General features: G+C 37.9%; 23 protein-coding genes and 1 tRNA gene. 21 read left to right on the forward strand and 3 right to left on the reverse strand.

The features are described from left to right. Positions 1-81: 81 nt before the first annotated feature. The 8 genes from SDEL_RS03085 to argH all read left to right on the forward strand — a co-directional run bounded on the left by SDEL_RS03085 (position 82) and on the right by argH (position 7,625). On the forward strand, positions 82-384 hold the full coding sequence (locus tag SDEL_RS03085; RefSeq protein ID WP_012856403.1) for a F0F1 ATP synthase subunit C: 303 nt from the start codon (positions 82-84) through the stop codon (positions 382-384). Positions 385-430: 46 nt separating this feature from the next. After that, a tRNA-Leu gene (locus SDEL_RS03090) sits at positions 431-515 on the forward strand. A 142-nt stretch (positions 516-657) separates the two neighbouring features. Next, positions 658-918, forward strand: a complete 261-nt coding sequence (locus tag SDEL_RS03095; RefSeq protein WP_012856404.1) for a hypothetical protein — start codon at positions 658-660, stop codon at positions 916-918. 211 nt (positions 919-1,129) lie between these two features. Further along, a complete protein-coding gene (locus SDEL_RS03100) occupies positions 1,130-1,375 on the forward strand; it encodes an OadG family protein (RefSeq protein WP_012856405.1) in 246 nt (81 codons plus the stop codon). An 18-nt stretch (positions 1,376-1,393) separates the two neighbouring features. Beyond that, positions 1,394-3,199 carry a biotin/lipoyl-containing protein gene (locus SDEL_RS03105; RefSeq protein WP_012856406.1) on the forward strand — a complete coding sequence of 602 codons (1,806 nt, stop codon included), beginning with the start codon at positions 1,394-1,396 and terminating at the stop codon, positions 3,197-3,199. A 9-nt stretch (positions 3,200-3,208) separates the two neighbouring features. Next, on the forward strand, positions 3,209-4,519 hold the full coding sequence (locus SDEL_RS03110; protein WP_012856407.1) for a sodium ion-translocating decarboxylase subunit beta: 1,311 nt from the start codon (positions 3,209-3,211) through the stop codon (positions 4,517-4,519). 21 nt (positions 4,520-4,540) lie between these two features. Then, entirely contained in the window at positions 4,541-6,118 is a 1,578-nt protein-coding gene (pckA, locus tag SDEL_RS03115; protein ID WP_012856408.1) for a phosphoenolpyruvate carboxykinase (ATP), read from the forward strand. A gap of 115 nt (positions 6,119-6,233) precedes the next feature. Further along, the gene (argH, locus tag SDEL_RS03120; RefSeq protein WP_012856409.1) at positions 6,234-7,625 is read left to right on the forward strand and encodes an argininosuccinate lyase; all 1,392 of its coding nucleotides are present in this window, start codon (positions 6,234-6,236) and stop codon (positions 7,623-7,625) included. A 28-nt stretch (positions 7,626-7,653) separates the two neighbouring features. Here the strand turns inward: argH and SDEL_RS03125 are convergent, their stop codons facing one another. After that, complete coding sequence (locus SDEL_RS03125) at positions 7,654-8,010, reverse strand: histidine triad nucleotide-binding protein (RefSeq protein ID WP_012856410.1); 357 nt, start codon at positions 8,008-8,010, stop codon at positions 7,654-7,656. A 113-nt stretch (positions 8,011-8,123) separates the two neighbouring features. Between SDEL_RS03125 and pheS the strand changes: the two genes are divergently transcribed. From pheS to SDEL_RS12365, 12 genes are all read left to right on the forward strand, one after another. Then, the gene (gene pheS / locus SDEL_RS03130) at positions 8,124-9,116 is read left to right on the forward strand and encodes a phenylalanine--tRNA ligase subunit alpha (protein ID WP_012856411.1); all 993 of its coding nucleotides are present in this window, start codon (positions 8,124-8,126) and stop codon (positions 9,114-9,116) included. Then, complete coding sequence (gene pheT / locus SDEL_RS03135; protein ID WP_012856412.1) at positions 9,113-11,452, forward strand: phenylalanine--tRNA ligase subunit beta; 2,340 nt, start codon at positions 9,113-9,115, stop codon at positions 11,450-11,452. Before pheS ends, pheT begins: the two co-directional genes overlap by 4 nt. Next, a complete protein-coding gene (aroA, locus tag SDEL_RS03140) occupies positions 11,449-12,735 on the forward strand; it encodes a 3-phosphoshikimate 1-carboxyvinyltransferase (RefSeq protein ID WP_012856413.1) in 1,287 nt (428 codons plus the stop codon). The genes pheT and aroA overlap by 4 nt, the downstream gene beginning before the upstream one ends. After that, complete coding sequence (locus SDEL_RS03145) at positions 12,732-13,565, forward strand: 4-hydroxy-3-methylbut-2-enyl diphosphate reductase (protein ID WP_012856414.1); 834 nt, start codon at positions 12,732-12,734, stop codon at positions 13,563-13,565. The genes aroA and SDEL_RS03145 overlap by 4 nt, the downstream gene beginning before the upstream one ends. Positions 13,566-13,630: 65 nt before the next feature. Next, entirely contained in the window at positions 13,631-15,307 is a 1,677-nt protein-coding gene (locus SDEL_RS03150) for a 30S ribosomal protein S1 (RefSeq protein ID WP_012856415.1), read from the forward strand. 3 nt (positions 15,308-15,310) lie between these two features. After that, positions 15,311-15,796 carry a hypothetical protein gene (locus tag SDEL_RS03155; protein ID WP_012856416.1) on the forward strand — a complete coding sequence of 162 codons (486 nt, stop codon included), beginning with the start codon at positions 15,311-15,313 and terminating at the stop codon, positions 15,794-15,796. Next, complete coding sequence (gene serA / locus SDEL_RS03160) at positions 15,793-17,379, forward strand: phosphoglycerate dehydrogenase (protein WP_012856417.1); 1,587 nt, start codon at positions 15,793-15,795, stop codon at positions 17,377-17,379. Before SDEL_RS03155 ends, serA begins: the two co-directional genes overlap by 4 nt. 17 nt (positions 17,380-17,396) lie before the next feature. Further along, the gene (locus SDEL_RS03165) at positions 17,397-18,551 is read left to right on the forward strand and encodes a TsoY family (seleno)protein (RefSeq protein ID WP_012856418.1); all 1,155 of its coding nucleotides are present in this window, start codon (positions 17,397-17,399) and stop codon (positions 18,549-18,551) included. A 131-nt stretch (positions 18,552-18,682) separates the two neighbouring features. Beyond that, complete coding sequence (locus SDEL_RS03170; RefSeq protein ID WP_012856419.1) at positions 18,683-20,026, forward strand: TolC family protein; 1,344 nt, start codon at positions 18,683-18,685, stop codon at positions 20,024-20,026. After that, complete coding sequence (locus SDEL_RS03175; protein WP_012856420.1) at positions 20,023-20,829, forward strand: efflux RND transporter periplasmic adaptor subunit; 807 nt, start codon at positions 20,023-20,025, stop codon at positions 20,827-20,829. Before SDEL_RS03170 ends, SDEL_RS03175 begins: the two co-directional genes overlap by 4 nt. Next, positions 20,829-22,418, forward strand: a complete 1,590-nt coding sequence (locus SDEL_RS12360) for an efflux RND transporter permease subunit (protein ID WP_012856421.1) — start codon at positions 20,829-20,831, stop codon at positions 22,416-22,418. Before SDEL_RS03175 ends, SDEL_RS12360 begins: the two co-directional genes overlap by 1 nt. Beyond that, complete coding sequence (locus tag SDEL_RS12365; protein WP_012856422.1) at positions 22,411-24,069, forward strand: efflux RND transporter permease subunit; 1,659 nt, start codon at positions 22,411-22,413, stop codon at positions 24,067-24,069. Before SDEL_RS12360 ends, SDEL_RS12365 begins: the two co-directional genes overlap by 8 nt. A gap of 28 nt (positions 24,070-24,097) precedes the next feature. Here the strand turns inward: SDEL_RS12365 and SDEL_RS12025 are convergent, their stop codons facing one another. Together SDEL_RS12025 and SDEL_RS03190 are read right to left on the reverse strand one after the other, a co-directional pair. After that, a complete protein-coding gene (locus SDEL_RS12025) occupies positions 24,098-24,262 on the reverse strand; it encodes a hypothetical protein (protein ID WP_190275661.1) in 165 nt (54 codons plus the stop codon). Further along, a complete protein-coding gene (locus tag SDEL_RS03190; protein ID WP_012856423.1) occupies positions 24,259-24,507 on the reverse strand; it encodes a hypothetical protein in 249 nt (82 codons plus the stop codon). The genes SDEL_RS12025 and SDEL_RS03190 overlap by 4 nt, the downstream gene beginning before the upstream one ends. 221 nt (positions 24,508-24,728) lie before the next feature. Between SDEL_RS03190 and efp the strand changes: the two genes are divergently transcribed. Then, positions 24,729-25,292 (forward strand): elongation factor P, encoded by a 564-nt coding sequence (gene efp / locus SDEL_RS03195; RefSeq protein ID WP_012856424.1) that lies wholly within the window; start codon positions 24,729-24,731, stop codon positions 25,290-25,292. The last annotated feature ends 9 nt before the right edge of the window (positions 25,293-25,301 follow it).

A 25,301-nucleotide genomic window follows, 5' to 3' on the forward strand; every position in this document is an offset into this window, starting at 1 on the left:
TAGTTCGATAAAATATCGCCTACAAAGTGGAAAGTAGGGGTTTTATCCGAACAGACTTTGAAAAAAAATGAGGAGTAATCTTTGAAAAAGATTCTTTTTTTAATGGCTGCGTTTGCAACATTTGCATTTGCTGGTGAAACTGAAACTATTAAAGCGTATTCAGTTCTTACTGTTGGTATCGTTTTAGGTCTTGCTGCGTTTGGTGCTGCTATTGGTATGGGAAACACTGCATCTGCAGCTATTTCTGGTACAGCAAGAAACCCAGGTATTGGTGGTAAACTTGTAACAACTATGTTTATTGCACTTGCGATGATTGAAGCACAAGTTATTTATGCACTTGTTATTGCTTTGATTCTTCTTTACAAAAATCCATTACTTGGTTAATAAAAAGTAAATCCTGAAGGAGCACTTAAGCTCCTTCTTCTTCTATGCGGTCGTGGTGGAACGGTAGACACGCTACCTTGAGGTGGTAGTGCCTTACGGGTGTGGGGGTTCAAATCCCCCCGACCGCACCATTTTCTCTCTTTTAACTTTTTAATTTTACTCCATTTGAAAAACTAATCAGAATGATATTTTTAGAACTTTGGATTCTTTTTTAGTTAAGTCATTGCTCACTTATGCTACCATTTTCTCATCAAAATTTTAAAAAGGTTGTTTATGCGTGAATTAGAATTGAAGAATATCTTAAAAATTGGAGATAAAGAATTTTTAGTTTCTACGATTAGCATGCATGTGCGTCACTCCTTTTTTGATGGAGATTCTAAAAGACTTGTCTATGAGACCATGGTTTTTGAAATTATTAATGATGAAGTACAATTTCATCATTCTATTTTCAATGAGAGGTATAATATGGCAGATGAAGCGATTGCTGAACATGGTGCTATTATTAAAAATCCTAAAAATTTCTTTATTATTTAGCTTCTAAATCTCTTTTTTAATTATCCTCAGATTTTGTGCACATTTATCGTGAACTTTCATTGAAATAATTTTGTAATATTAGCTGCATTAAACTCTTTTTTCTCTCTATTTTAAGCTCTTTGTTATAGGTTTGATTTAATAAAAGAAATGATAAAATACCTAACTTTTGACTATATTTTTTAGTTAAATTTAAACAAAAAAGGTTGCGTCTATGGAAGTTAATCTGATTGCGGAAAGCTTAAAATTTCTTGTTTTAGGTATGTCTACGGTATTTATGTTTTTAGTTTTGATGGTTTTTGTGTTAAATCTTCAAGCTCAAATCATTACAAAATATTTTCCTGCCAGTAAGGAGAATATCAATGTAGGTAATTCTACTTTAGAATTATCACAAAAAGGTAACTTGGCAATTGTCGCAGCTATTGCTGCTTCTCTCAAATCTTACAAACAATCAAAATAGCATAAAGGGCGAGATAAGATGGCTAAAAAATACATCGATGTGATGGATACAACGTTTAGAGATGGATTTCAGTCTGTTTTTGGTGGACGTGTACTGATGGATGATTTTCTTCCAGCAGTAGCAGCAGCGCGTGAGGCGGGTATTAGCCATTTTGAATTTGGGGGAGGGGCACGTTTTCAAAGTCTCTATTTCTACCTCAATGAAGATGCTTTTGTCATGATGGACAAATTTAGAGAAATTGCAGGACCAGATGCAAATTTACAAACCCTTGCTCGTGGAGTCAATACAGTAATGCTCGATACAGGTAATCGGGAACTGATTGATTTACACGCTAAAATGTTTAAAAAACATGGTACGACAACCATCCGTAACTTTGATGCCCTCAATGATGTTGAAAATCTTAAATACAGTGGTGAACGTATTGTACATCATGGATTAAAACATGAAATTGTTGTGACGATGATGGATTTACCTCCTGGATGCGTTGGTGCCCATGATGTTGCTTTTTATGAAAAAACCCTTCGTGAAATTTTAGACTCAGGTATTCCCTATCATAGTATCTGTTTTAAAGATGCCAGTGGAACATCAAGCCCTCAAAAAGTTTATGAAACTATCAAAATGGCACGTAAACTTGTTCCAGAAGGAACCCATTTACGACTTCATACCCATGAAACTGCGGGTGTAAGTGTTGCCTGTTACTTAGCTGCGCTTGAAGCAGGGGTTGATGGTATTGATATGGCAGCCAGTCCTGTGAGTGGTGGTACTTCTCAACCAGATATTTTAACCATGCTTCATGCCGTTAAAGGCAAAGAGTATGATTTAGGTGGGTTAGAGTTAGAAAAAATCCTCAAATACGAAGATGTTTTACAAGGGTGCTTAAAAGATTATTTTATGCCACCTGAAGCCACCCAAGTTTCTCCACTCATTCCTTTTTCGCCAATGCCAGGTGGTGCGTTGACTGCCAATACGCAAATGCTTCGTGATAATAACATCTTACATAAGTTTCCAGACGTGATTAAAGCGATGCGTGAAGTGGTTGAAAAAGGCGGATACGGTACCAGTGTGACGCCTGTTTCACAATTTTATTTTCAACAAGCATTTAACAACGTGATGTTTGGACCATGGAAAAAAATTGCAGAAGGTTATGGCAAAATGGTCTTAGGTTATTTTGGGAAAACACCTGTTGCACCTGATTCTGAGGTTGTTTCTCTCGCCAGCGAACAGCTTAAACTTCCTCCTACAACAAAAAATGCACTTGATTTAGCAGATGCGGACGATACCAAATCTTTGTTACATGTAAAACAGATTTTAGAAAAAGAAAACCTTGAAGTAAGCGAAGAAAACCTTTTGATTGCTGCTGCGTGTAAAGAAAAAGGTATTGCTTTCCTAAAGGGTGAAGCTAAAGTGAATGTACGAAAAGTCTCAGCGAAAAAAGAGGAGACACCATCGTGTATTACAGATTTTACAGTAAGCGTGAATGGTGAAAAATATCATGTTAAATCTGATAACGATAGTACTACTATTGTGATTAATGGAGAGAGTTATGATATAGAAATTTCAGAAGGCTGCGAGGAAGGCGTTTGTGCATCTACCCCTCATACCAGTGCTTCTTCTGGTCTTGAAATTAAAGCAGGGCTTCCTGGTACTATTTTTAAGGTCTTAGTGAATGTTGGCGATAAAGTCTCAGAGGGTCAAGCTGTAATTGTGATTGAGGCAATGAAAATGGAAATTGAAGTAGCCTCTCCAAGCAGTGGTGTTGTGAAAGCAGTGAAAGTCAAACAAGGCGATACCATTGTCAATAATCAAGTGCTTGTTGTCCTATAAAGAGGTAAAATGAAAAAACTACTCCTATCATTTTTCGTTCTCTTAAGCCTTAGTTTTATGACGCATTCACTATCCGCTAATGAGGTGAGTAAAGAAAATCTTAATGAAGATTATAAATCAAAGAGTATCACAGAACTTTTTGGCGCTCTGTATGAATCCACTGGGCTTAATGCGATGCTCAATCCGCAAGAAGGTTTAAAAAGCCATGGTGTAGAAGTCTCTACGTTTAATCAGGGTTTGGGACGTATTATTATGATAGGGGTTTGTTTTACACTTTTTTATTTGGCAATTGCAAAAGGGTTTGAGCCTCTTCTACTTATTCCCATAGCCTTTGGTGGGTTTTTAGCCAATATCCCTGTCGCAGATATTGCAGGTCCTGAGGGATTTTTAGGGATTTTATTTAATATGGGAATTAGTTCAGGGCTTTTTCCTTTATTGATTTTTATGGGCGTTGGCGCCATGACCGATTTTGGTCCCCTGCTTGCCAACCCCAAAACGGCTCTTTTAGGGGGTGCGGCACAACTGGGTATTTTTGGTACGATTGTTGGTGCAGCGGTCTTAACTGAATATACAGGGTTTATTAACTTTTCCCTCAAAGATGCATGTGCGATTGGTATTATTGGTGGGGCGGATGGTCCAACATCTATCTTTGTAGCAACACGATTAGCGCCTGATTTACTCGGGGCGATTGCGGTTGCAGCGTATTCTTATATGGCGTTGGTGCCTATTATTCAACCTCCTATTATGCGTGCGCTAACCACCAAAGAAGAGCGTAAAATTAAAATGGAACAGTTACGTGAAGTATCAAAATTAGAGAAGATTATTTTTCCTCTGACCGTGATGATTTTATGTATTTTAATGCTTCCTGATGCAACGCCACTAATTGGTGCGTTGGCATTTGGTAATTTAGCACGTGAATCGGGTGTGGTCAAAAGACTTTCTGAAACGATGGAAAATGCATTAATTAATATTGTCACTATCTTTTTAGGTCTCTCTGTTGGGTCTAAATTAGCCGCTGAAAAATTTTTAGTACCTGAGACAATGGGTATTATTGTTTTAGGGTTGATTGCTTTTTCCATAGGTACAGCAGGTGGTGTGATTATGGCTAAAATTATGAATAAGTTTAGTACGCAAAAAATCAATCCGTTGATTGGCTCAGCAGGTGTGAGTGCAGTTCCTATGGCGGCTAGGGTTTCGAATAAGGAAGGTATGAAAGAAGATCCAACGAATATGCTTTTAATGCATGCAATGGGTCCAAATGTGGCGGGTGTTATCGGGTCGGCGGTTGCAGCGGGTGTGCTGTTGTCAATTTTTAAATAAGATTTTTTAAGGGTAAAGGGTATGTCAAAGATTAATGAAATAGAAAAGCTTGGTTTAACCAATATTGGTAAAGTGCATTACAATATTAGCTATGATGAATTGCTTGAACATGAAATCAAAAATAAAGAAGGTTGCGTTACACGTAATGGTACTTACAGTGTCGATACAGGGATTTTTACAGGAAGAAGTCCGAAAGATAAATACTTTGTTGATCAAGCCCCGTCAAACCAATACATTTCATGGGGAAAAATTAATCAAAAAATTACAAAAGAGATTTTTGATGAACTGTTTGAAAAAGTCAAAAATCAGCTTTCCAACAAAGATATTTATATTCAAGATGCGTACAGTGGTGGAAGTTTAGCCAGTCGTAAAAGTATTCGTATGGTGACAGAAGTGGCATGGCAAGCACATTTTGTTAAAAATATGTTTATTCGTCCTACGGAAGAAGAGTTGGCGACATTTAAGCCAGACTTTACGCTCTATAACGCATGTAAAGTGGTAGATGAAGATTATAAAAAGCATGGGTTACATTCAGATGTTTTCGTAGTTTTTAATGTGGAAGAGAATGTTGCTATTATCGGTGGAACATGGTACGGTGGAGAGATTAAAAAAGGTATTTTCTCTATGATGAATTACTGGTTGCCATTAGAGGGTAAACTCTCGATGCACTGTTCTGCCAATGTGGGTGAAAAAGGTGATACAGCACTTTTCTTTGGACTCTCTGGGACAGGAAAAACAACCCTTTCCACAGACCCAAAACGTAAATTAATTGGTGATGATGAGCATGGTTGGGACGATGAGGGCATTTTCAATTTTGAGGGTGGCTGTTATGCAAAATGTATTAACCTTGACCCAAACAGTGAGCCTGAAATTTATGGTGCGATTAAAAAAGACGCACTTTTAGAAAATGTCGTGATTGATGAAAACGATGTGGTTGATTTTGCAGATAGTTCTAAAACAGAAAATACCCGTGTCTCTTATCCTATTTATCACATTGAAAATCATGAAAAAACACTTCAAGCAGGACATCCTAAAAAAATTATCTTTTTAAGTGCGGATGCTTTTGGTGTTTTACCTCCTGTTTCAAAACTGACTAAAGAGCAAGCGATGTACTACTTCTTAAGCGGTTATACTGCCAAAGTGGCAGGAACAGAGCGTGGTATAACTGAGCCTGTTGCAACGTTTAGTGCATGTTTTGGTGAAGCTTTTTTACCCTTGCATCCAACCGTTTATGCAAAGCTATTGGGTGAAAAAATTGATAAATATGGCGTAGATGTCTATTTGGTCAATACAGGCTGGAGTGGCGGTGGTTTTGGTGTGGGTAAACGTATGAGTATTAAAGCAACACGTGCGTGTATCAATGCTATTTTGGATGGAAGTATTAATGATTCAGATTTTGAGTCTATTCCTGTCTTTAATATTCAAGTACCTAAAACACTTGAGGGTGTGCCAACAGAAGTTCTAAATCCTAAAAATACATGGGAGAACAAAAGCCTTTATGATGCAACCAGAGATGAGCTTGCTGGCATGTTTATCGAGAACTTCAAAAAATATATTACCCCAGATTCTGACTTCTCAAGTGCGGGTCCAAAACTCTAATTTTACTCGTTACATGTAAAGGTTAAACCCTTTACATGTAACCCCTAAGCCTTTGTGTTAAGGCACACGATTCTTGCCAAAAGCAGGACGTTTATTTATCCAAGGAGACGTGTCAATGTCAAAACTATGGTCTGGGAGATTTGCCCAAAGTGGTGCCCAATTACTTGATGAATTTAATGCTTCATTACCTTTTGATAAAAAGTTGTATGAAGAAGATATTAGAGGCTCTATCGCCCACGCAACCATGCTTGCAAAACAGGGCATTTTAACGCAAGAAGAAGCAGAAGAGATTGCCAAAGGTTTGATGCAAATTAAACAAGAGATTGAAGAGGGTCTGTTTGAATTTTCCATCGCACACGAAGATATTCATATGGCGGTGGAGAGTCGTTTAATTACACTGATTGGCGAAGCAGGAAAACGTTTGCATACCGCTCGAAGCCGTAATGATCAAGTCGCCCTTGATTTTCGTTTATACGTTCAAAAGCAGACATTAGTAATTGTCAATGTTCTGGAGTCTTTAATTGATGTCTTAATGCAGATTGCCAAAGAGCATACAAATACACTTTTACCTGGTATGACACATCTTCAGCATGCACAGCCTATTAACTTTGCGTTTCACCTCTTAGCCTATGTCTCGATGTTTAAACGAGACATTGAGCGTTTGGAAAGTTCACATAAACGCAATAACATTTTACCTTTAGGGTGTGCTGCCTTAGCCGGAACTCCACACAATATCGACCGTGAATACGTTGCAAAACTTTTAGGATTTGATGGTGTGAGCGTGAATTGTTTAGATACCGTTAGTGATAGGGATTTTGCTTTAGAAATTCTCTTTAACATTTCAACCATTATGATGCATGTTTCTCGTTTTGCTGAAGAGCTAATTTTGTGGTCAAGTTATGAGTTTAAATTTATCACGCTTAGCGATGAATACTCAACGGGAAGTTCTATCATGCCACAAAAGAAAAATCCTGATGTGCCTGAACTTTTACGTGGTAAAACAGGACGTGTCAATGGTAATCTGATTTCACTTTTAACGGTGTTAAAAGGACTTCCTTTGGCGTACAACAAAGATATGCAAGAGGATAAAGAAGGGGTTTTTGACAGTGTTGAAACCGTTTTTATCTCTTTAAATATTCTCAAAGAGGCGATTCGTACGATGAGCATTAATCATGAACGTATGCGTCAGGCCTGCGAAGTTGGGCATTTAAGTGCCACTGATTTGGCGGATTATTTGGTTCAAAAATGCAATATTCCCTTCCGTGAGGCGCATTTTATTACAGGGCGTGCGGTTGCCCATGCGGAGAGTTTAGGAATAGATTTGAGTAAACTCAGCGTGGAAGAGCTTCAAAAAGTAGATGCTCGCATTGGTGAAGATGTGCTAGAAGTTTTGAGTTTAGTCCATTCAATGAATGCAAGAACCTCACAAGGTGGAACAGCAACCAGTTCTACATGTAAACAGATTGAACTTCTTGAAGCGTGGATACAATCACGAAAAGAAGCCTAAGAAGAGGCTATGCCTCTTCTTTTTTATGCTAAATAAATTGGCGAGAATCACTGTCACTTAAATGATCCCAAGAGAGTTTCGCCCCTCCTAAAAGATGGAAATGAAGGTGTAAAACTTCTTGTCCACCATCGCTGCCGTTATTGGTAATCAATCGATACCCGCTCTCATCTAAACCCAAAAGTTTTGCGACTTGATGGGTAAACTCTGTCAATCCCACCATGATTTTTGGATCAACCTCTTGAAAACATTGATACTCTTTTTTGGGAATAATCAAAATATGAACGGGTGCTTTGGGATTGATGTCATGGAAGGCTAAAAAATCACTATTTTCAAGAACTTTATTGCAAGGAATCTCTCCGCTAACGATTTTACTAAAGATGGTCATCTCTCTCTCCTCTTTTTTAGACGATTTTAACCTTTTATAATTAAAGTTTGACTAAAATGGGACCTTGAATAGACTAAGGATAGAGTGAAAATCCTGTGATGAAAGGCTGATCTTTGAAAGAGATAGAAAATGCGATTGTTGCATGTGAGTCGCTGGGGGAATTAGACAAAATAAGAGTCTCTCTTTTTGGAAAAAAAGGGCATTTTGCTGCACAGTTTGAAGCGCTCAAAAAGTTAGAAGGTGATGCAAAAAAAGAGTTTGCACAGACACTAAATGTCACCAAAGAGAAATTTTTAGACCTTCTGAATGAAAAAAAGAGTGCGCTTGAAGCCATTATGATTGAATCAGAAATGAAAAAAAGCAGTGTGGATGTAACACTGTTTAACCAAGAGAGCAGTGCAGGGGCTTTGCATCCTGTGATGGATACAATGGATAAAATCATTGAATACTTTGTCAGCATGAATTTTTCAATCGAAGAAGGACCTTTGGTTGAAGATGATTTTCACAATTTTGAAGCGTTGAACTTGCCAAAGTACCATCCTGCACGTGATATGCAAGATACCTTTTACTTTAAAGATTCGATGTTGCTTCGTACGCACACCTCTCCTGTACAAATTAGAACGATGCTTAAACAAAGTGCACCTATTCGGATGATTTGTCCAGGGGCTGTTTTTAGACGTGATTTTGATATTACCCATACACCGATGTTTCACCAAGTCGAAGGGTTGGTCGTTGATAAAGCGGGAAAAGTCTCATTTGCTCATTTAAAATTTATATTGGAAGACTTTTTGAAGTATATGTTTGGTGATGTTAAAGTGCGTTTTCGTCCTAGTTTTTTCCCTTTTACAGAGCCTAGTGCAGAGGCAGATATTAGTTGTATTTTCTGTAAAGGTGAGGGGTGTCGTGTCTGTTCGCATACAGGTTGGCTCGAGGTTTTAGGCTGTGGTGTTGTGGATCCTAATGTTTTTAAAGCTGTGGGTTATAAAGATGTGAGTGGGTATGCGTTTGGCTTGGGCGTAGAGCGTTTTGCGATGCTTTTACATCAAATTCCAGATTTGCGGTCTTTATTTGAGGGTGATTTGAGATTATTGGAGCAATTTAAATGATAGTAACAAAACAGTGGTTAAATGAATGGATTGAAATTGATGCGATTGATACTGACAAAATTGTTCTAGCCTTAAATGCTATTGGTCTTGAAGTTGATGGTGTTCATCAGCTTCGTTTACCTCAAAATGTCGTCGTAGGGGAAGTGCTCTCTTGTGAAAAACACCCCAATGCAGATAAACTCAATGTTTGTCAGGTTAATGTGGGTGAGAGTGTTCAGCAAATTGTCTGTGGTGCTAAAAATGTTGCTGCGGGGCAAAAAGTTGCCGTTGCTTTAATAGGAGCAGAGCTTCCAGATGGTATTAAAATCAAAAAAGCAAAATTGCGTGATGTAGAGTCTTGCGGTATGATTTGTTCTTCTACCGAATTGGGACTTCCTAAAATCAATGATGGCATTATGATTTTAGATGAGAGTATTGGCGCACTTGAAATTGGAAAACCTTTATGCGACTATCCTCTTTTGAATGATGATGTGATTGAAATTGGGCTTACCCCTAATCGAGGTGATTGTCAGAGTATTTATGGGGTTGCAAGAGATCTAAGTGTTTATTTTGATTTGGAAGTTAAAACGCTCAATCAAAAAGAAGAAGAGGAAAATCAGCCAGGAGTGGGTCGTGTGCTTCATCTTCAAGGCAGTGAAGCGCTTAATAGCTCTTACATGTACAAAGTGTTTGACAATACTGAAATTGCCGTACCCCTATTGGTTGAGCTTCGTTTAGGTATTGCAGAAGTTGAATCTTCATGTCTTTTAGGTAAGCTCATTGATTATTCGACGTATGTGACAGGCGTGTTGTTACGCGCTTATAATCATGCTTGCTTTTGTGAACAAGAAGATAAAGCAAAAATTGTTATTATCAAAGATGAAAATAATTTAGATGCTCTTTATGCGCTAGATAAAGAAAAAGTGGCGATTACAGGCATAGCACAGATGAGTCAATGTAAAGCAAATGCGTTAGATAAACGTATTATTGTGGAGGCTAATTATACGCATCCAGAGATTATTGCTTCGCTAAGTGCCAATAAAAAATTGGGTGCGGATAAACATCTCTACCGTTCATCAAGGGGCAGTGAGCCTTCGTTGGGTTTTGGAATTCATTATTTTATGAAGATGCTAACCAAACGCTCTTCCGTGATGTTCTATGCAGATGCGCAACAGATGATACATGATGTTGAAGAGCGTGTGTTAAATGTACACCAAAGTGATTTAACCGCTATGATTGGTGAAGAAATTCCTAAAAGTCGTATTATTAAAATCTTGAAGCATTTAGGATTTGGTGTAAATTTTGCGTTTGAACAAGATGTGATGAATGTTAAAATCCCTCAATTCCGTACAGATGTGGTTAATGTTCAAGATATTTGTGAAGAGATTGTGCGTATTGTCGGGATTGATAATATTACCTCTAAGCCATTTGAATTTGCAGAAAAATCAAAAATCAACCAGCCATACCTTGATTTTAAAAAGAGACAAATGTATCGGTATCGTGCGGTTGCTGCAGGCTTTTTTGAGACCCTGCATTTTGTCTTCGATGACAGTGAAAAAGCAAAACAGTTCCATTTACCTCGATTAGAAGAAGCGCTTGAAGTTGCTAATCCTATTACTAGTGAGCTGAATACCCTTCGTAGTTCTTTGATTCCCAACATCTTAAATGCGGTGTCAAATAACTTAAAATTTGGTAAAAAACGTGTGGCTCTTTTTGAAGTTGGTAGTGTTTTTAGTGCCAAAAGAGAAGAGTCAAAAAAGATAGCTTTTGTTTTTAGTGGTGAAAATGGTCTGCCTGAAATTGCCAATCATGGTAAGCCAAGTGAGATTGATTTCTTTGCATTTGCAAGTAAAATTCAAAATGTTTTAGGTCATTTTACCTTGCTCCCTTTTGTCGAAGTCAATGGTTTGTGCAGTCCTTATGAAGCCGCATGCGTGATCATTGATGGGGTAGAAGCTGGATTTATGGCCAGAGTCAATGTCCAAGTAGAAAAAGAGCTTGATTTAGCACGTACGTATATCTGTGAGCTTGATTTTAATGCGCTCTCTTATGGACGTAAAATTGCCAAAGAGTACTCAAAATTGCCTTCCTCTTCAAGGGATTTAAGTCTTTTGGTGGATGTGACGATGCAATATGCCCAGTTAGAAGCGTTTATAAATACCATCGCTCCAAAAGAACTGATAAAATTTGCAGTGATTGACCGTTATGTGCATGAAAGTTTAGGAAATAAAGTGAGTTTAACACTTAAACTTCAATTTCAATCCATGGATAAAACTTTTGAAGAAGAGGAAATTGCTTCTATGGTTGAAAAATTGTTGCTACAAATTCAAGAAAAATTTGGGATTACGATTCGATGAAAACCTTACATGTAAAACCAAAAGGAGACTTTGCTTTTGCAACGGATAAGATTGCTAGTGATAAGTCAATTTCGCATCGGTGTGCTATTTTTTCACTCTTAAGTGACCAACCTTCTTTGATTCAAAACTATCTTTTAGCAGAAGATACGCTCTGTACCCTTAAGATTGTGGAGGCTTTAGGTGTGACGATTCAGACGCATGAAGAGAAGGGTGTGTTTACCATTACGCCTCCAATAAAAGTAGGTGAACCACCGTTGATTTTGGATTGTGGGAACTCTGGTACGGCGATGCGACTGCTTATGGGGTTTTTAGCAACCTGTGAAGGTTTTTTTGTTTTACATGGAGATAAATATTTAGCTAGTCGTCCAATGCGACGTGTTGCGGATCCTTTGCGCAGTATTGGAGCGCATATTGATGGAAGAAATGACGGCAATTTTGCACCTTTAGGTATTCGAGGAGAAAAACTCAATGCTTTTCATTATGAAAGTAAAATTGCTTCTGCTCAGGTGAAAAGTGCTCTGATTTTGGCCGCACTTCAAGCCAATGGCATTTCAACATTTTGTGAACCCGAGTTGAGTCGAGATCACAGTGAGCGAATGCTTCGGGGTATGGGAGCAAAAGTGATTTCAGAAGGGTTACATGTAAGCATTTATCCTCAAGAAAAACCACTTCAGCCTTTAAATATACGTGTACCAAGTGACCCTTCGAGTGGCTTCTTTTTTGCCGTGGCCGCAGCCATTCATGAAGGATGTATGGTTACTTTACACAACATGCTCCTAAATCCCACACGTATTGAAGCCTATAAAGTACTTGCACGTATGGGCGCAGAGGTCTCTTTTATCGAAAAAGAGAGTCAGTATGAGAGTGTGGGAGATATTGTAATCAAGGGAAAATCATTACAGGGGGTTGAGGTCAGTGAAAATATTTCGTGGCTCATTGATGAACTTCCCGCCCTTTCCATTGCATTTGCCTGCGCTAAAGGAAAAAGCGTGGTTAAAAATGCTGAAGAATTACGTGTTAAAGAGAGCGATAGAATTTCAAGTGTGGTTAAAAATCTTCGATTATGTCATATTGAAGTTCAAGAATTTGCAGACGGTTACGAGGTAGAAGGTGGTATGCTTCAAAGTGCTACGATTAATAGCTTTGGAGACCATAGAATTGCGATGAGTTTTGCGATAGCAGGGACAAAAACAGCGATGTGTATTGAAGATATTGAGTGTATTAATACCTCTTTCCCCAATTTTATTGAGCTTCTCTCTCAGATAGGAAACATTGAGCTATGAAAATTAAATTAGCAACGAGTTATGGGTTTTGTTTTGGGGTTAAACGTGCGATTAAAATTGCTGAAAATACGCAAAATGCCTCTACCATTGGACCCCTCATTCATAACAATGAAGAGATTAATCGTTTGCGTGAAAATTTTAATGTTAAAACTTTACATGATATTTCCGAAGCCAGTGGGGTTGAAAAAGCGATTATCAGAACGCATGGCATTCCCAAAAATGATTTAGAAACCTTAGTGCAAAGCAATGTTGAAGTGATTAATGCAACCTGCCCGTATGTGACAAAACCTCAAGAAATTTGTGAAAAAATGAGTAAAGAGGGGTATGAAATTGTCATTTTTGGTGATGCAAATCATCCTGAGGTTAAAGGGGTAGAAAGTTATGCCATTCATGGTGCACATGTGATTCAAAGTGTCGATGAATTAGCAGATGTCAAATTTAAACGCAGTAAAATTGCAGTGGTCTCTCAAACAACACGTAAAGTGAGTGAATTTTTAGAAATCACCAGTTATTTAATTACCCATTACAAAGAGGTACGTGTTTTTAATACCATTTGCAATGCAACGTTTGAAAATCAAGATGCTGCACGCGAACTTGCGAAAGAGGCGGATGTTGTCGTGGTGATTGGAGGGAAGAACTCTTCTAATACAAAACAACTTCACAGTATTTGTAAAGAGTACTGTCCTGATAGCTTTTTGGTAGAGAGCGAAAAAGATTTGGATCCTTCATGGTTTGAAGGAAAAATGCTGTGTGGAGTAACCGCAGGTGCTTCCACGCCTGATTGGATTATTGAAAAAATAATTGGAAAAATAAGCGAAATTAAAGTATAATAGACAACTTTTGCATGGTTACATGCAACTAAATGTGTTAAAAATCAATCAAAAAAGGGTAGCAAATGGTAAAAGAGGCGAACAAAACTGTTCATACTGACGCCGTAGACGAGCATGAGGAGATGGATTTTGCGGCGATGTTGGAAGAGTCTTTTAAAGATTCTGAAAAAGATGCACTCATCAATGGTGTTGTCGTAGCAATTAAAGAAGATGTTATTTTAGTAGATGTGGGCAAGAAGTCTGAGGGACGCCTGAATGCTTCTGAGGTAACAGATGAGAATGGTAACATTACATGTAAAGTGGGTGATGTTATTCCTGTAGTGATTACAGGATTCAGAAATGAAAGACCAGCGGTTTCGCACAAAAAAGCCCTTCGTAAAGATCGTATTAAAGCATTTATCGCAGAGTTTAAAGAAGAAGACGATGCTGTTTTAGATGTTAAAATCACAGGCAAAAACAAAGGTGGTTTTATTGCAGAGAATAAAGAAGGCATTGAATTCTTCTTACCACGTTCTCAAGCGGCTGTGAAAGATATGAATAGCCTTATGGGTAAAACACTCAAAGTTAAGGTGATTAAGATTGATGGTGATACAGAGTCTATCATCGTTTCTCGTAAAAAATATTTGGATGATGATCGCAAAAAGCGTAAAGAGATTGTTCAAGAATTGATTGATCGTGATGAAGTGGTTGAAGGAACGATTAAAAAAATTACAACGTATGGTATGTTTGTCGATGTAGGTGGCATTGATGGATTGGTTCATTATAGTGAAATCAGCTATAAAGGTCCAGTTAATCCAGGAACACTCTACAAAGAAGGTGAAGTGATTCCTGTTAAAGCTATCAAATACGATAAAGATAAACGTCATTTATCACTTTCAGTCAAAGCTGCGATGCCAGATCCTTGGGATGAGATTAAAGATGAGCTTGAAACAGGTGATTCTATTCAAGTCACAATTAGCAATATTGAACCGTATGGTGCGTTTGTTGATTTGGGTAATGACATCGAAGGCTTCTTACACATTTCTGAAATTTCATGGGATAAAAATATTAAACATCCACGTGATTATATTGAAGAGGGTCAAGTGGTTGATGTTGAGGTTATTGAAATTGATGCCAAAGAGAGACGTTTACGTGTTTCTTTAAAAAATGTACTTGCAAAACCATTTGATGAATTTACCAAGAAATATAAAGTAGGGGATGTTGTTAAGGGTGAAATTACAACTATTACTGCTTTTGGTGCGTTTGTAAGAATTGGTGGTATTGAGGGTCTTTTACACAATGAAGATGCTTCTTGGGATCGTAACAATAAATGTAAAGAGCTTTTCAAAGTGGGCGATGAAGTAGAAGTTAAAATCGTTAAAATTGATGAAGAAGCAGAGAAAGTTTCTTTGAGTAAAAAAGAGCTTGAAGATAGTCCAATTCAAAAATATGCTAAATCACATGAAAACGGTGATATTGTGCATGGTAAAATCAGAGATATTAAAGAGTTTGGTATTTTTGTGGAATTGGAAGAAAATGTTGATGCATTAATTCGTAAAGAAGATTTAGGTCAAGTCAATGAGGCTGACTTAAAAGTAGGCGATGAAATCGAAGCGGCTATTACCTTTATTGATGACAAGAAAAATCGTATTCGCCTTTCTGTTAGACGATTGTCTAAAATGAAAGAGAGAGAAGCGTTGAAAGAGATTAATAAAGATGAAAAAATGACGCTTGGAGATATTTTAAAAGATCAATTAAAATAATCCATGCAAAAAAAAGTACTGGGTGCATTTTTTTTATTGCTTTTTGTAGGGGTGGGATTTTTTTTATCCCATCTTCTCGATAAAGAGGTAGAAGTAAAAATAGATAGTGCTCAGTACGAACCCTCCCCATTGCCAAAAATCAATCAAACTTCTCAAGAAACCGCATGGATTAAAGAAATGGCACAAAAAGATTCTCGTGAATTTATTTTTCCCGTGAATGAACTTTTTATGCAGATTGATTTGAACAACGCACCATCAGGGAGTGGGAAAACGAAATCTTTTCGTTTGGTGATTGATCGAGCGGATCGGTATTCGCTTTTTTGTATTATTCAGACACTGACGGCTTTACGTATGCCTTACATTGTGATTAAGGAGGATAAAGTTCCCTCCATCTTTGTTGAGGCAAAAAGTGAAAAGACGTTAGAAAATGTTGTGTTAGAGCTTGAAAAATATGATATAAAATCAAAAATTGTCGAGGTTTGGTTATGAAAACAAAAAAGATTATTGTATGTGATGCGATCCACGAAAAAGGTTTTGAAATCTTACGTGCGGAAAAAGATATTGATGTTGTGGATGCAGTCAAGCTTCCAAAAGATGAATTGTTGAAAATCATAGGCGACTGTGATGTTGCGATTACTCGCAGTTCTACGGACGTGGATGAAAAATTTTTGAACGCTGCAACAAATCTTAAAGCTATTGTGAGAGCAGGTGTGGGTGTTGACAATGTGGATCAAGAAGGATGTTCTCGCAGAGGTATCATTGCAATGAACGTTCCCACTGCCAATACCATTGCTGCTGTTGAACTGACTATGGCACACATGTTAGGTTGTGCAAGAAGCTTTCCTAATGCCAATAACCACCTAAAAATTGATCGTATTTGGAATCGTGAAAAATGGTATGGTGTAGAGTTATGCGATAAAAAGTTAGGAGTGATAGGGTTTGGTAACATCGGCAGTCGTGTAGCGATTCGTGCAAAATCATTTGGCATGGAGATTGTGGCGTATGATCCTTATATCCCTGCCTCAAAAGTGACAGACCTTGGCATGACATACACTACCAATTTTAATGACATCTTAGCGTGTGATTTTATTACGATTCATACTCCTAAAAACAAAGAAACACTCAATATGATTTCTCACGATGAAATTGCAAAAATGAAAGAGGGTGTGCGACTGATCAACTGTGCACGTGGTGGCTTGTACAATGAAGATGCGTTGTATGAAGGGTTGAAAAGTGGCAAAATAGCTTTTGCTGGTATTGATGTTTTCTCTAAAGAACCCGCAACTAACCATCCTTTGCTGGATTTAGAAAATGTCTGTGTTACCCCTCATCTTGGTGCAAATACCCTAGAATCTCAGGAAAAAATTGCGATTCAAGCTGCTGAAAATGCGGTGAGTGCGGCACGTGGTATCAGTTATCCTAATGCACTTAACTTACCTATTAAGGCTGAAGATATGCCAGCCTCTTTGAAACCTTACCTAGAATTAGTCCAGAAAATAGGCTTTTTAGCTGCTCAACTCAATCGTTCTGCAATTAAATCCATTCGTCTTGAACTGGAAGGGGATGTTGCTGAATTTGGTAAATCTCTTTTAACCTTTGGTATTGTGGGTGCACTTAGTGAGACCAATACGACAACCGTCAATTATGTGAATGCAGAATTTGTGGCGAAAGAAAAAGGGATTGAAAGTAAATTTGAAGTGCTAGGCAGTACGAGTGGTTATAAAAATAAAGTCACATTGGTACTGGTTACCGATAAAGATGCCATTAGTATTAGTGGTACAGTATTTGGTGAAGATGAACAACGTATTGTTGGCATTAATGGATTTAAGTTTGACTTTAAACCAAAAGGTAAAATGATTATCTTTAAAAATAACGATGTTCCTGGCGTTATTGCCAATATTACTTCTATTTTGGCAAAAGAGGGAATCAATATCGCGGACTTTAGATTAGGTCGTGGAGCACATCAATTTGCGATGGCGGTTATCTTAGTCGATACGGATATTGACAAAAAAATTATTACAGAACTCAATAAACTAGAAACATGCGTTTGGGTTGAGTACGCTGTTTTATAATCGAAAGGATTTATGAGATGTTACGAGAGAAATTTACCCCTATTTGCTTTTTATCGGCGTTAGGAGCGGGAGGTCTCTCCGTCTCCTTTTTTATCTATTTGATGTTTATGGTACCTCACGATGGGGTACCTATGACAACCTTTGAATTTTTTTATGCTGCATTGCAACAAAAAGATTGGCTCTGTGTTGTTTCTGCTTTGAGTGCGTTTGGTATTCTCTTTTTTGCGTTTTACCATTTTAAGCTTTTGGTATGGAATATCAAACAATATAACCTTTATAAAAAAACAGAAGCGTATCAGCATTTGATTCAGTCCAATGCTGAAGTGACGCTGATGACATTGCCATTAACCTTTACAATGACGATTAATGTTTGTTTTGTTTTAGGTGCGCTTTTTGTTCCAAAATTATGGAGTATTGTAGAGTATCTTTTTCCTTTTGCGTTAATAGGATTTGCTCTTTGTGGCTATTTTGCTTTAAAATTTTTCATTGATTACTTTACACGTTTAATTGTCAAGGGTGATTTTGATTTTGCCAATAATAACAATCTCTCACAGATGATTTCGATTTTTTCATTTGCGATGATAGCGGTTGGTTTTGCAGCGCCTGGAGCGATGAGTCACTCTTTGGTAATTAATGCGATTGGTATTTTTTGTGCTATCTTTTTTAGTGCGATTGCGCTTTTGTTACTGTTGATTAAGATGGTTTTTGGTTTCCAAAATATTTTTCAACAAGGTATTTCCAATGAGGCGAGTCCTTCCTTGTGGATTATGATACCTATCTTGACTCTTTTAGGCATTACTTTTATTCGTGTGAGTTTTGGATTGGATCATCACTTTGATCAAAAAATGGCCAATGCTTCTATGTTTACGTTTACCAGTTTAGTGGTTTCTTTACAGCTAATCTTTGGTGTGATTGGGTATAAAGTCATGCGTAATATTGGTTATTTTGAAATATTTGTCAATTCAAAAATGCTTTCACCGACGAGTTTTGCGCTGATTTGTCCAGGGGTTGCGTTTATGGTTTTTGGTATGTTTTTTATCCATACAGGTCTGGTGGCAAATCAGGTTTTAACACAAAATTCGCTTTTTTATTTTCTGATAATGGCGCCTTTTGTATACATTCAATTTAAAACCATTTACTACTTTTTTAAACTAAAGAATAAATTTTTTTAATAGATAATTATTTAATTCTAAAAGAGTTATCTTAATTTTTCCTAATTAATAAAGCTACACACAAAATGTGATACCATCTCCCTTACAGTGTCTGTACAATCGTACATTGATTAAAAAAGGGAGATGTGTGCATGAAAGTTTTTCTATCTATCTGTTTTTCCTTCTTATTTTTATTTGCCCAAGAGCCTTTGAGTCTTGATAGGGCGATTCAAAAAGTCAAAGAGAAAAACAGAGAAATTGATATCGCAAAGATGGATGAATTGCTCAAAACGCTTGATGCACAAATTGCTTCAGCGAGCCATTATGGTGCGCTTGATTTTGCGCATAATGCTTTGAGGAGTAATGATGCTCTTAATGTATTTGGCTATAAACTCCAATCCAGAGAAGCAACGTTTGCTGATTTTGGGTTTAAACAGCTCGATATGAGCAATCCTAATTACCAATCAACGCCAAGTGATTTAAATGAGCCTCAAGATCGTAACCATTTCTCCACTACATTAACCTATACTCTCCCTTTGTACACAGGGGGAAAAATAACTCAGCATGAGAAAATTACCAAAGCCTTACGTTATCTTAGTTCTTTAAGTAAAGAAGAGGTGCGTCTTCAAAAAATCTATGAAGTCAAAAAAAGTTTTTATGACATTGCCTTAATGCAAGCGTATCGTGTTGATTTAGAAGAGATTGAAAAAACTATGCAGCGGATGTTAGAAACCACACACGCTTTTATGGATGAGGGGTATGCTAAAAAAGTAGATATTCTTGAAGTAGAGGCTCGTTTAGCGCATGTTCAACGTCAGCTTATCAGTACGAAAGCCAATACGCAACTGCTCTATCATTATCTCTCTTTTTTGCTTGATGAACCTGTTACACACATTGTCACACAAGAGCATGATGGCTTAGATTTTGAGCTCAATGATGCTCAAATCCTCCATGACAATCTCTCGGTGAAAAAAGCAGAACAAGCGGTGGAGATTGCGAAGATGAATATTGCCCTTCAAGAGAGTGCGTATTTGCCTCAAATTGGAGCGTTTGCACAGTATGGTAGTGCGGATAATCGCTGGATGGGGGAATGGTCTCAAAACGATGCTTATACGGTAGGCGTTCAGATGAAATGGAACCTTTTTAACGGTGGTGCGGATAGAGCCTCAATCGAAAAAGCACGGGTAGGGCATCTTAAAGCAGCACAAGAGTTGGTCCTTTCGCAAAAAAGTCTTCTTTTACATGTAAAACAGCTCCAAACCAAACAAATAACCTATGCCCAAGAGGTTCTTAGTTTGAAAAAAGAGGTAGCACTCTTAGACGTTATTTATGAAAATTATGTCGCTCGCTATGCGCAACGTCTTGCTTCTATCAATGATGTGATGTTAAAACACAGTGATTTGTTGCAAACAAAGTTAAAACTCAAAGAGGCGCAAAACGCTTATTATGAAATTATTTTTGAATTGGAAAAAATTGCATCGAAGGATGAAGTATGAAATCATTACATGTAACTCTGATAGCATTTTTGCTAGGGGGAAGTTTTTTAAGTGCAGAGCCTTTAGTCTTAAGTGGAAGTGTCATCTCTGATAATGAAAAAAGTATCAGTAGCCGTTACATGGGCTATGTCAAAGAGGTGTTTGTCAAAGAAGGGGATGTGGTCAAAAAAGGGCAAGTGTTGTACCGTATTGACTCCAAAGAGATAGACAGTGCATTGGAGCAAAGCCGATTGGCTATCGAACAAGCACAGCTCTCTTATGTAATGTATGAAGCCCAGTATACCAATGCAAAATTAAATTTAGAACGTCACCAGCGTTTGTATGCCAAAGATATGGTTTCAAAGTTTGATGTTGAAAATTTAGAGCTTTCGTGCAATAACCTAAAGACAATGCTCCATATTGCACAAAAGCAAATTGCAACAGCCAAGCAGAAACGTTTGGAAGTAGAAAACCAGTATCACTATTTGGATGTGAAAGCACCTAATGATAGTGTGGTGATTAAAAAGCAGATTCATGCGGGGGAAATGGCATTAGCAGGTGTTCCCGCTTTTGTCCTTTCAGATATTTCGCATCTTAAAATTAGTGCGGAAATAGCAGAGGCGTATCTTAAAACGATTCATATAGGCGATAAAGCCGTCGTTGAAATTCCTTCCATTGGGTGTCAAAGTGAGGGTGTGATTGAAGCGATTGTCCCAAGTTCCAATCCCATGACGCATGCTTTTCGTATTAAAACGAGTTTTACATGTAAAGAGCGCATGGCGTATCCTGGGATGTATGCGACACTTCTTTTAGGTCAACAGTGATGCGTACGTATAAAGAAAAATATTTAGCGGGTTATTTGGCTCGTCTTTTTTTACGTAATCCTTTAACGATGATTTTAGGTGTAACGCTTATCAGCTTAGGTGTCATAGCACTTTTATTGATGCCTCGTGAGGAAGACCCGCAGATTTCGATTAGCGGGGGTATGGTGATGGTCAGTTTACCCGGTGCGAGTGCGGCAGAAATAGAGCAAGTGGTGGTGCGCCCTTTGGAGCGCCGCATTAAAGAGATTAAGGGCGTGGAACATATTTATGGAATTTCTAGCGATAACGTGGGGATTGTGAATGTGATGTATTACATTGGAGAAAACCGAGAAGCTTCCAATCTCAAACTCTATGATAAAGTGATGCAAAATATGAATCAACTCCCAAAAGGTGCTTCCACACCATTAGTGAAACCCTTTGATATTGACATTGACATTCCCATTTTATCCATTGCTTTTTATGCGAAAGATAGCAATCAACAAGAGAGTGTGAAGCTCTATAAACACGTTGAAGCCTTTCGTAATACGTTGGGTGATGCGCCAAATTTGGCTAAAACAGAACTCAAAGGAGAGCATAAAGAGCAGTTTAACATTGAAGTTGATCTCTTCAAATTAGGGGCGTATCATTTGGGGTTGGAGCAGATTAGCTCAGCGCTTAGTGCGCTGAGTACACAAATGCCAGAAGTAAGCAATCATACCAAAGAGGGGAAATGGGTTGTTTTTGGTGTTAAAAATGTGCTAGAGAGTGTTGAGGATATTGAAAATGTGATGGTAGCACATGTGGGTGGTTCTGCTATTTATCTTAAAGATGTGGCTCGTATCTCGCTAGGATATGATCAACAAAATCTTAAAAATGCGCAGATGACGTATCGCCAAAGCGATGGCTCTTTTACTCCTTTGCAAGAGCAGGTGACACTGAGTATCTCTAAACTTAAAGGCTCCAATGCGGTGGTGATTGCCGAGGATGTTTTAGCCCGTTTAGAGGCATATAAAAGTGAATTCGACCAAGAGGGCATTGGATATATTGTGACACGCAATTATGGTGAACGAGCCAATGAAGCCGTGAATGAATTGGTGTTTCACTTATTGATTTCCATTGTGATTATTGCGCTTTTGCTGATTTTTATTTTGGGATGGAGAGAGGGGATTATTGTTATTTTGACCGTTCCTGCTATTTTGGCGATTACCATTTTTATTGCGTATATGAGTGACCAGACGATTAATCGTATTACACTCTTTGCATTTTTGCTCAGTCTGGGGCTTTTGGTAGATGATGTGATTGTGGTGATTGAAAATATCCATCGCCATTTGCACAGTAAATTTTCAAAAGAGAAATCAATGGATGAGTTGTTGATTGAAGCGACTGATGAGATTGGTGCACCCACGAATCTGGCGACTATTGCGATTATCTTAACGATGGTTCCTATGGCGTTTGTAGGGCAAATGATGGGTGAGTTTATGAAACCTATCCCGTTAAATGTACCTGTTGCGATGTCCGCTTCGTTGCTGATTGCGTACATTTTTACCCCTTATTTGGCACGAAAATTTTTAAAAAAACCAACAGCTCCTCAAGGAGAAAACCATGACTGAGCGTTTTGAGCATTTTATTTATGCTATTTTGCGTGATAAGGTTAAAAAACGCTGGGTGCTTATCATTACGTTTTTGGCTTTTCTTGCTTCTATTTTAATGTTTCCAAGCGAGATTGTTTTAGCCAAAATGCTTCCTTCTAAAAGTACCAATACTTTCTCTATATATGTTGATTTGCCCAATGGAAGCTCCTACTATGAGACGCAAAAAGTAAATCAATGTGTGGTTTCATGGTTGCAAAAAGAGAAAGAGATAGAGAATATCGAAGTGTTTAATGGCATGGGCGCTCCTTTGGATTATGCGGGCTTAGTCAAAGGCTCAAGCTTTAAAAGTGGAGAGCATGTCAGTGAAATTGTGGTCAATCTGAGTCATGCGCATGATCGAGATGAATCCTCGTATGCAATGGTGCATCGCTTGCGTCCTATTATTCAAAAAACATGTGAGCCATTGGTTGAAAAAACATCTATCAAAATGGTAGAGCAACCAGCAGGACCTCCAACACAAGCGGCCATTGTTATTGAGCTTTATGGCGATGAGAGTCACTCTTTAAATGCATTGGCTGATGAAATTAAACGAAGTGTTGTGCAGCATCCTGATTTGGTGGATGTTGATATTATGCGAGATGAAGTGCACCCAAAGCTCTCTTTGCACATTGATCAAGAAAAGGCTTTACGTGCAGGCTTAAGTATAGAGTATATTCATAAGATGCTGTACATGGGCTTTGAAGGAATGGACGTGAGTTACAAGAACAGTGAGCACTCTCCTTCACAGATTCCTTTGTACATGGTTTTGAGTCATGATTCCAAAGCTTTATCAACGATGAGCAAAGAGGCGCTCATGGCAAAATTAAGTGCTTTTTCCCTACGCAATGCACAGGGTATGTTAGTGCCTTTAAGTGAAGTAGTGCGTATTGAAGAAGTCTCTTCGACGCCTACGATTCTCTCAAAAAATTTGCAAAAGATGGTAAGCATTGTGGCTGAAGCAGATTTAGTCTCACAAGTGTATCCTTTGCTGGATGTTAGAAGTGCGATTAAAGAGGCACTTAAAGAGCGTTATGAGGTAGAAAACACACATCTTTTTGATTTGCGCTTACGTGATAAACATAGCGGCGAAGTCTTTGATTTGGTGTGGGATGGTGAGATGAAAGTTACCATGGATACCTTTAGAGATTTGGGTGGGGCGTTTATTGCCGCACTGGTGCTTATCTTTTTATTGATGGTGGTTTATTATAAAAGTTTTGCGCTTTCTGGTATTGTACTTTTAGGAAGTTTTCTCTCGATTATTGGGGTAATTTTTGGACATTGGCTGATGGATCTTTTTTCTAAAGAGACGTTTTTTTTAACAGCAACATCCTTAATTGGTTTTATTGCTCTCATGGGAATTAGCTCTCGCAATTCTCTTTTGCTCATTGATTTTACCGAGTCGATGATGAAACTAGGCATTGAGAAAAAACGTGCCATTGCGCTTGCGAGTGCCACACGGGCTAAGCCTATTTTCTTAACGGCTGCGGCGATTATTTTAGCTAGCACACTTTTGGCGACAGATCCTATTTTTGGAGGATTGGGTGTGGCGCTTATCTTTGGAACGATAGCAGCAGTGATTGTCTCTTTAGTTGTTGTGCCAGTACTCATGGACAATACCAAAGCAATTTAAATCATTTTTACATGTAAAGGGTAAGATATTATCGCTTTACATGTAAAAATTTTCGACGTGCCATCATCAAAAGTCTCATAATGCGATGAGAAAAAATCCTTCTATTAAAACTCATTTTTCGGCAATGTGTATCTTTTAAACACTCAAATACCTCTTCAAGCGCTAGCTTTTCACTCACGGATAGATTTGTCATACCGCCCCTTTTTGCCCGTCATTAATTTTGCGTACTAACCTTACAATATCTGCATCACTGAGCATCCCTAGCATATTAAAAACCACAGGAATTGCCATCGGAGCGCTACTGCCAAGACGCCACTCCTGATAGGTTCTCATGGAAATGCCACAGTTCTCTGCCATCTTTTTTTGAGAAATTTTTTTCCCCATATTTTCGGCTTCTATGGCGTTATGCAAAAGATTAATAATATCGTTGGTTTTCATTCGTAAGATTGTAGTTTAAAATGTATTAAACATAAATTAAATAGTATAAAATATACAAATAAATTTATAATATAAACTATTTTAAAGACTAAATATAAATTATTTGAGATTTATTATACATTTAAACATAATAAATATACAATATATTGTATAAAAATAGCCTGTTTTGTTGTCACTCTTTTTTTCGCTATAATGGCGAAAACTAAATTTTAGGAGAATATATGGCCTCTATTTCAATGGGCGATTTAAAAAAAGGGTTAAAAATCGAAATCAACGGTACTCCGTATAAAATTGTTGAGTATCAACATGTCAAACCTGGTAAAGGTGCGGCGTTTGTACGTTGTAAAATCAAGTCGTTTATGGATGGCAAAGTGATTGAAAAAACATTTCATGCGGGCGATAAGTGTGAAACCCCAAATCTTGAAGATAAAATCATGCAGTTTTTGTACGATGATGGTGAATTTTTACAGTTCATGGACAGCGCAACCTATGAGCAAATCGCATTAACACACGACCAAGTGGGTGAGGCGGCTGATTGGATTATTGATGGGATGAATGTGGATATGTTGTACCACAACGGTAAACCTATCAGTGTGGAAGCCCCTCAGTTTGTAGAACTTAAAATTGTCGAGACCCCACCGAATTTCAAAGGGGATACACAAGGCGGTAAAAAACCAGCAACCCTAGAGAGTGGTGCGGTGGTTCAAGTACCTTTCCACGTGGTTGAAGGCGATGTCATTAAAGTCGATACTGTTCGTGGCGAATACTTAGAAAAAGTAAAATAATTTTTATCT

The sequence above is a fragment of the Sulfurospirillum deleyianum DSM 6946 genome (assembly GCF_000024885.1).
Taxonomy (GTDB): Bacteria; Campylobacterota; Campylobacteria; order Campylobacterales; family Sulfurospirillaceae; genus Sulfurospirillum; species Sulfurospirillum deleyianum.

Bases quoted from the DNA above. Each gene is read 5' to 3' on its own strand.
- SDEL_RS03100 (WP_012856405.1), top strand. From the start codon at position 1,130: ATGGAAGTTAATCTGATTGCGGAAAGCTTAAAATTTCTTGTTTTAGGT.
- efp (WP_012856424.1), top strand. From the start codon at position 24,729: ATGGCCTCTATTTCAATGGGCGATTTAAAAAAAGGGTTAAAAATCGAA.
- pckA (WP_012856408.1), top strand. From the start codon at position 4,541: ATGTCAAAGATTAATGAAATAGAAAAGCTTGGTTTAACCAATATTGGT.
- SDEL_RS03145 (WP_012856414.1), top strand. From the start codon at position 12,732: ATGAAAATTAAATTAGCAACGAGTTATGGGTTTTGTTTTGGGGTTAAA.
- SDEL_RS03105 (WP_012856406.1), top strand. From the start codon at position 1,394: ATGGCTAAAAAATACATCGATGTGATGGATACAACGTTTAGAGATGGA.
- serA (WP_012856417.1), top strand. From the start codon at position 15,793: ATGAAAACAAAAAAGATTATTGTATGTGATGCGATCCACGAAAAAGGT.
- aroA (WP_012856413.1), top strand. From the start codon at position 11,449: ATGAAAACCTTACATGTAAAACCAAAAGGAGACTTTGCTTTTGCAACG.
- SDEL_RS03110 (WP_012856407.1), top strand. From the start codon at position 3,209: ATGAAAAAACTACTCCTATCATTTTTCGTTCTCTTAAGCCTTAGTTTT.
- SDEL_RS03095 (WP_012856404.1), top strand. From the start codon at position 658: ATGCGTGAATTAGAATTGAAGAATATCTTAAAAATTGGAGATAAAGAA.
- SDEL_RS03170 (WP_012856419.1), top strand. From the start codon at position 18,683: ATGAAAGTTTTTCTATCTATCTGTTTTTCCTTCTTATTTTTATTTGCC.
- SDEL_RS03190 (WP_012856423.1), bottom strand. From the start codon at position 24,507: ATGAAAACCAACGATATTATTAATCTTTTGCATAACGCCATAGAAGCC.
- argH (WP_012856409.1), top strand. From the start codon at position 6,234: ATGTCAAAACTATGGTCTGGGAGATTTGCCCAAAGTGGTGCCCAATTA.
- SDEL_RS12365 (WP_012856422.1), top strand. From the start codon at position 22,411: ATGACTGAGCGTTTTGAGCATTTTATTTATGCTATTTTGCGTGATAAG.
- SDEL_RS12025 (WP_190275661.1), bottom strand. From the start codon at position 24,262: ATGACAAATCTATCCGTGAGTGAAAAGCTAGCGCTTGAAGAGGTATTT.
- SDEL_RS03150 (WP_012856415.1), top strand. From the start codon at position 13,631: ATGGTAAAAGAGGCGAACAAAACTGTTCATACTGACGCCGTAGACGAG.
- SDEL_RS03175 (WP_012856420.1), top strand. From the start codon at position 20,023: ATGAAATCATTACATGTAACTCTGATAGCATTTTTGCTAGGGGGAAGT.
- SDEL_RS03125 (WP_012856410.1), bottom strand. From the start codon at position 8,010: ATGACCATCTTTAGTAAAATCGTTAGCGGAGAGATTCCTTGCAATAAA.
- SDEL_RS03155 (WP_012856416.1), top strand. From the start codon at position 15,311: ATGCAAAAAAAAGTACTGGGTGCATTTTTTTTATTGCTTTTTGTAGGG.
- pheT (WP_012856412.1), top strand. From the start codon at position 9,113: ATGATAGTAACAAAACAGTGGTTAAATGAATGGATTGAAATTGATGCG.
- SDEL_RS03165 (WP_012856418.1), top strand. From the start codon at position 17,397: ATGTTACGAGAGAAATTTACCCCTATTTGCTTTTTATCGGCGTTAGGA.
- SDEL_RS12360 (WP_012856421.1), top strand. From the start codon at position 20,829: ATGCGTACGTATAAAGAAAAATATTTAGCGGGTTATTTGGCTCGTCTT.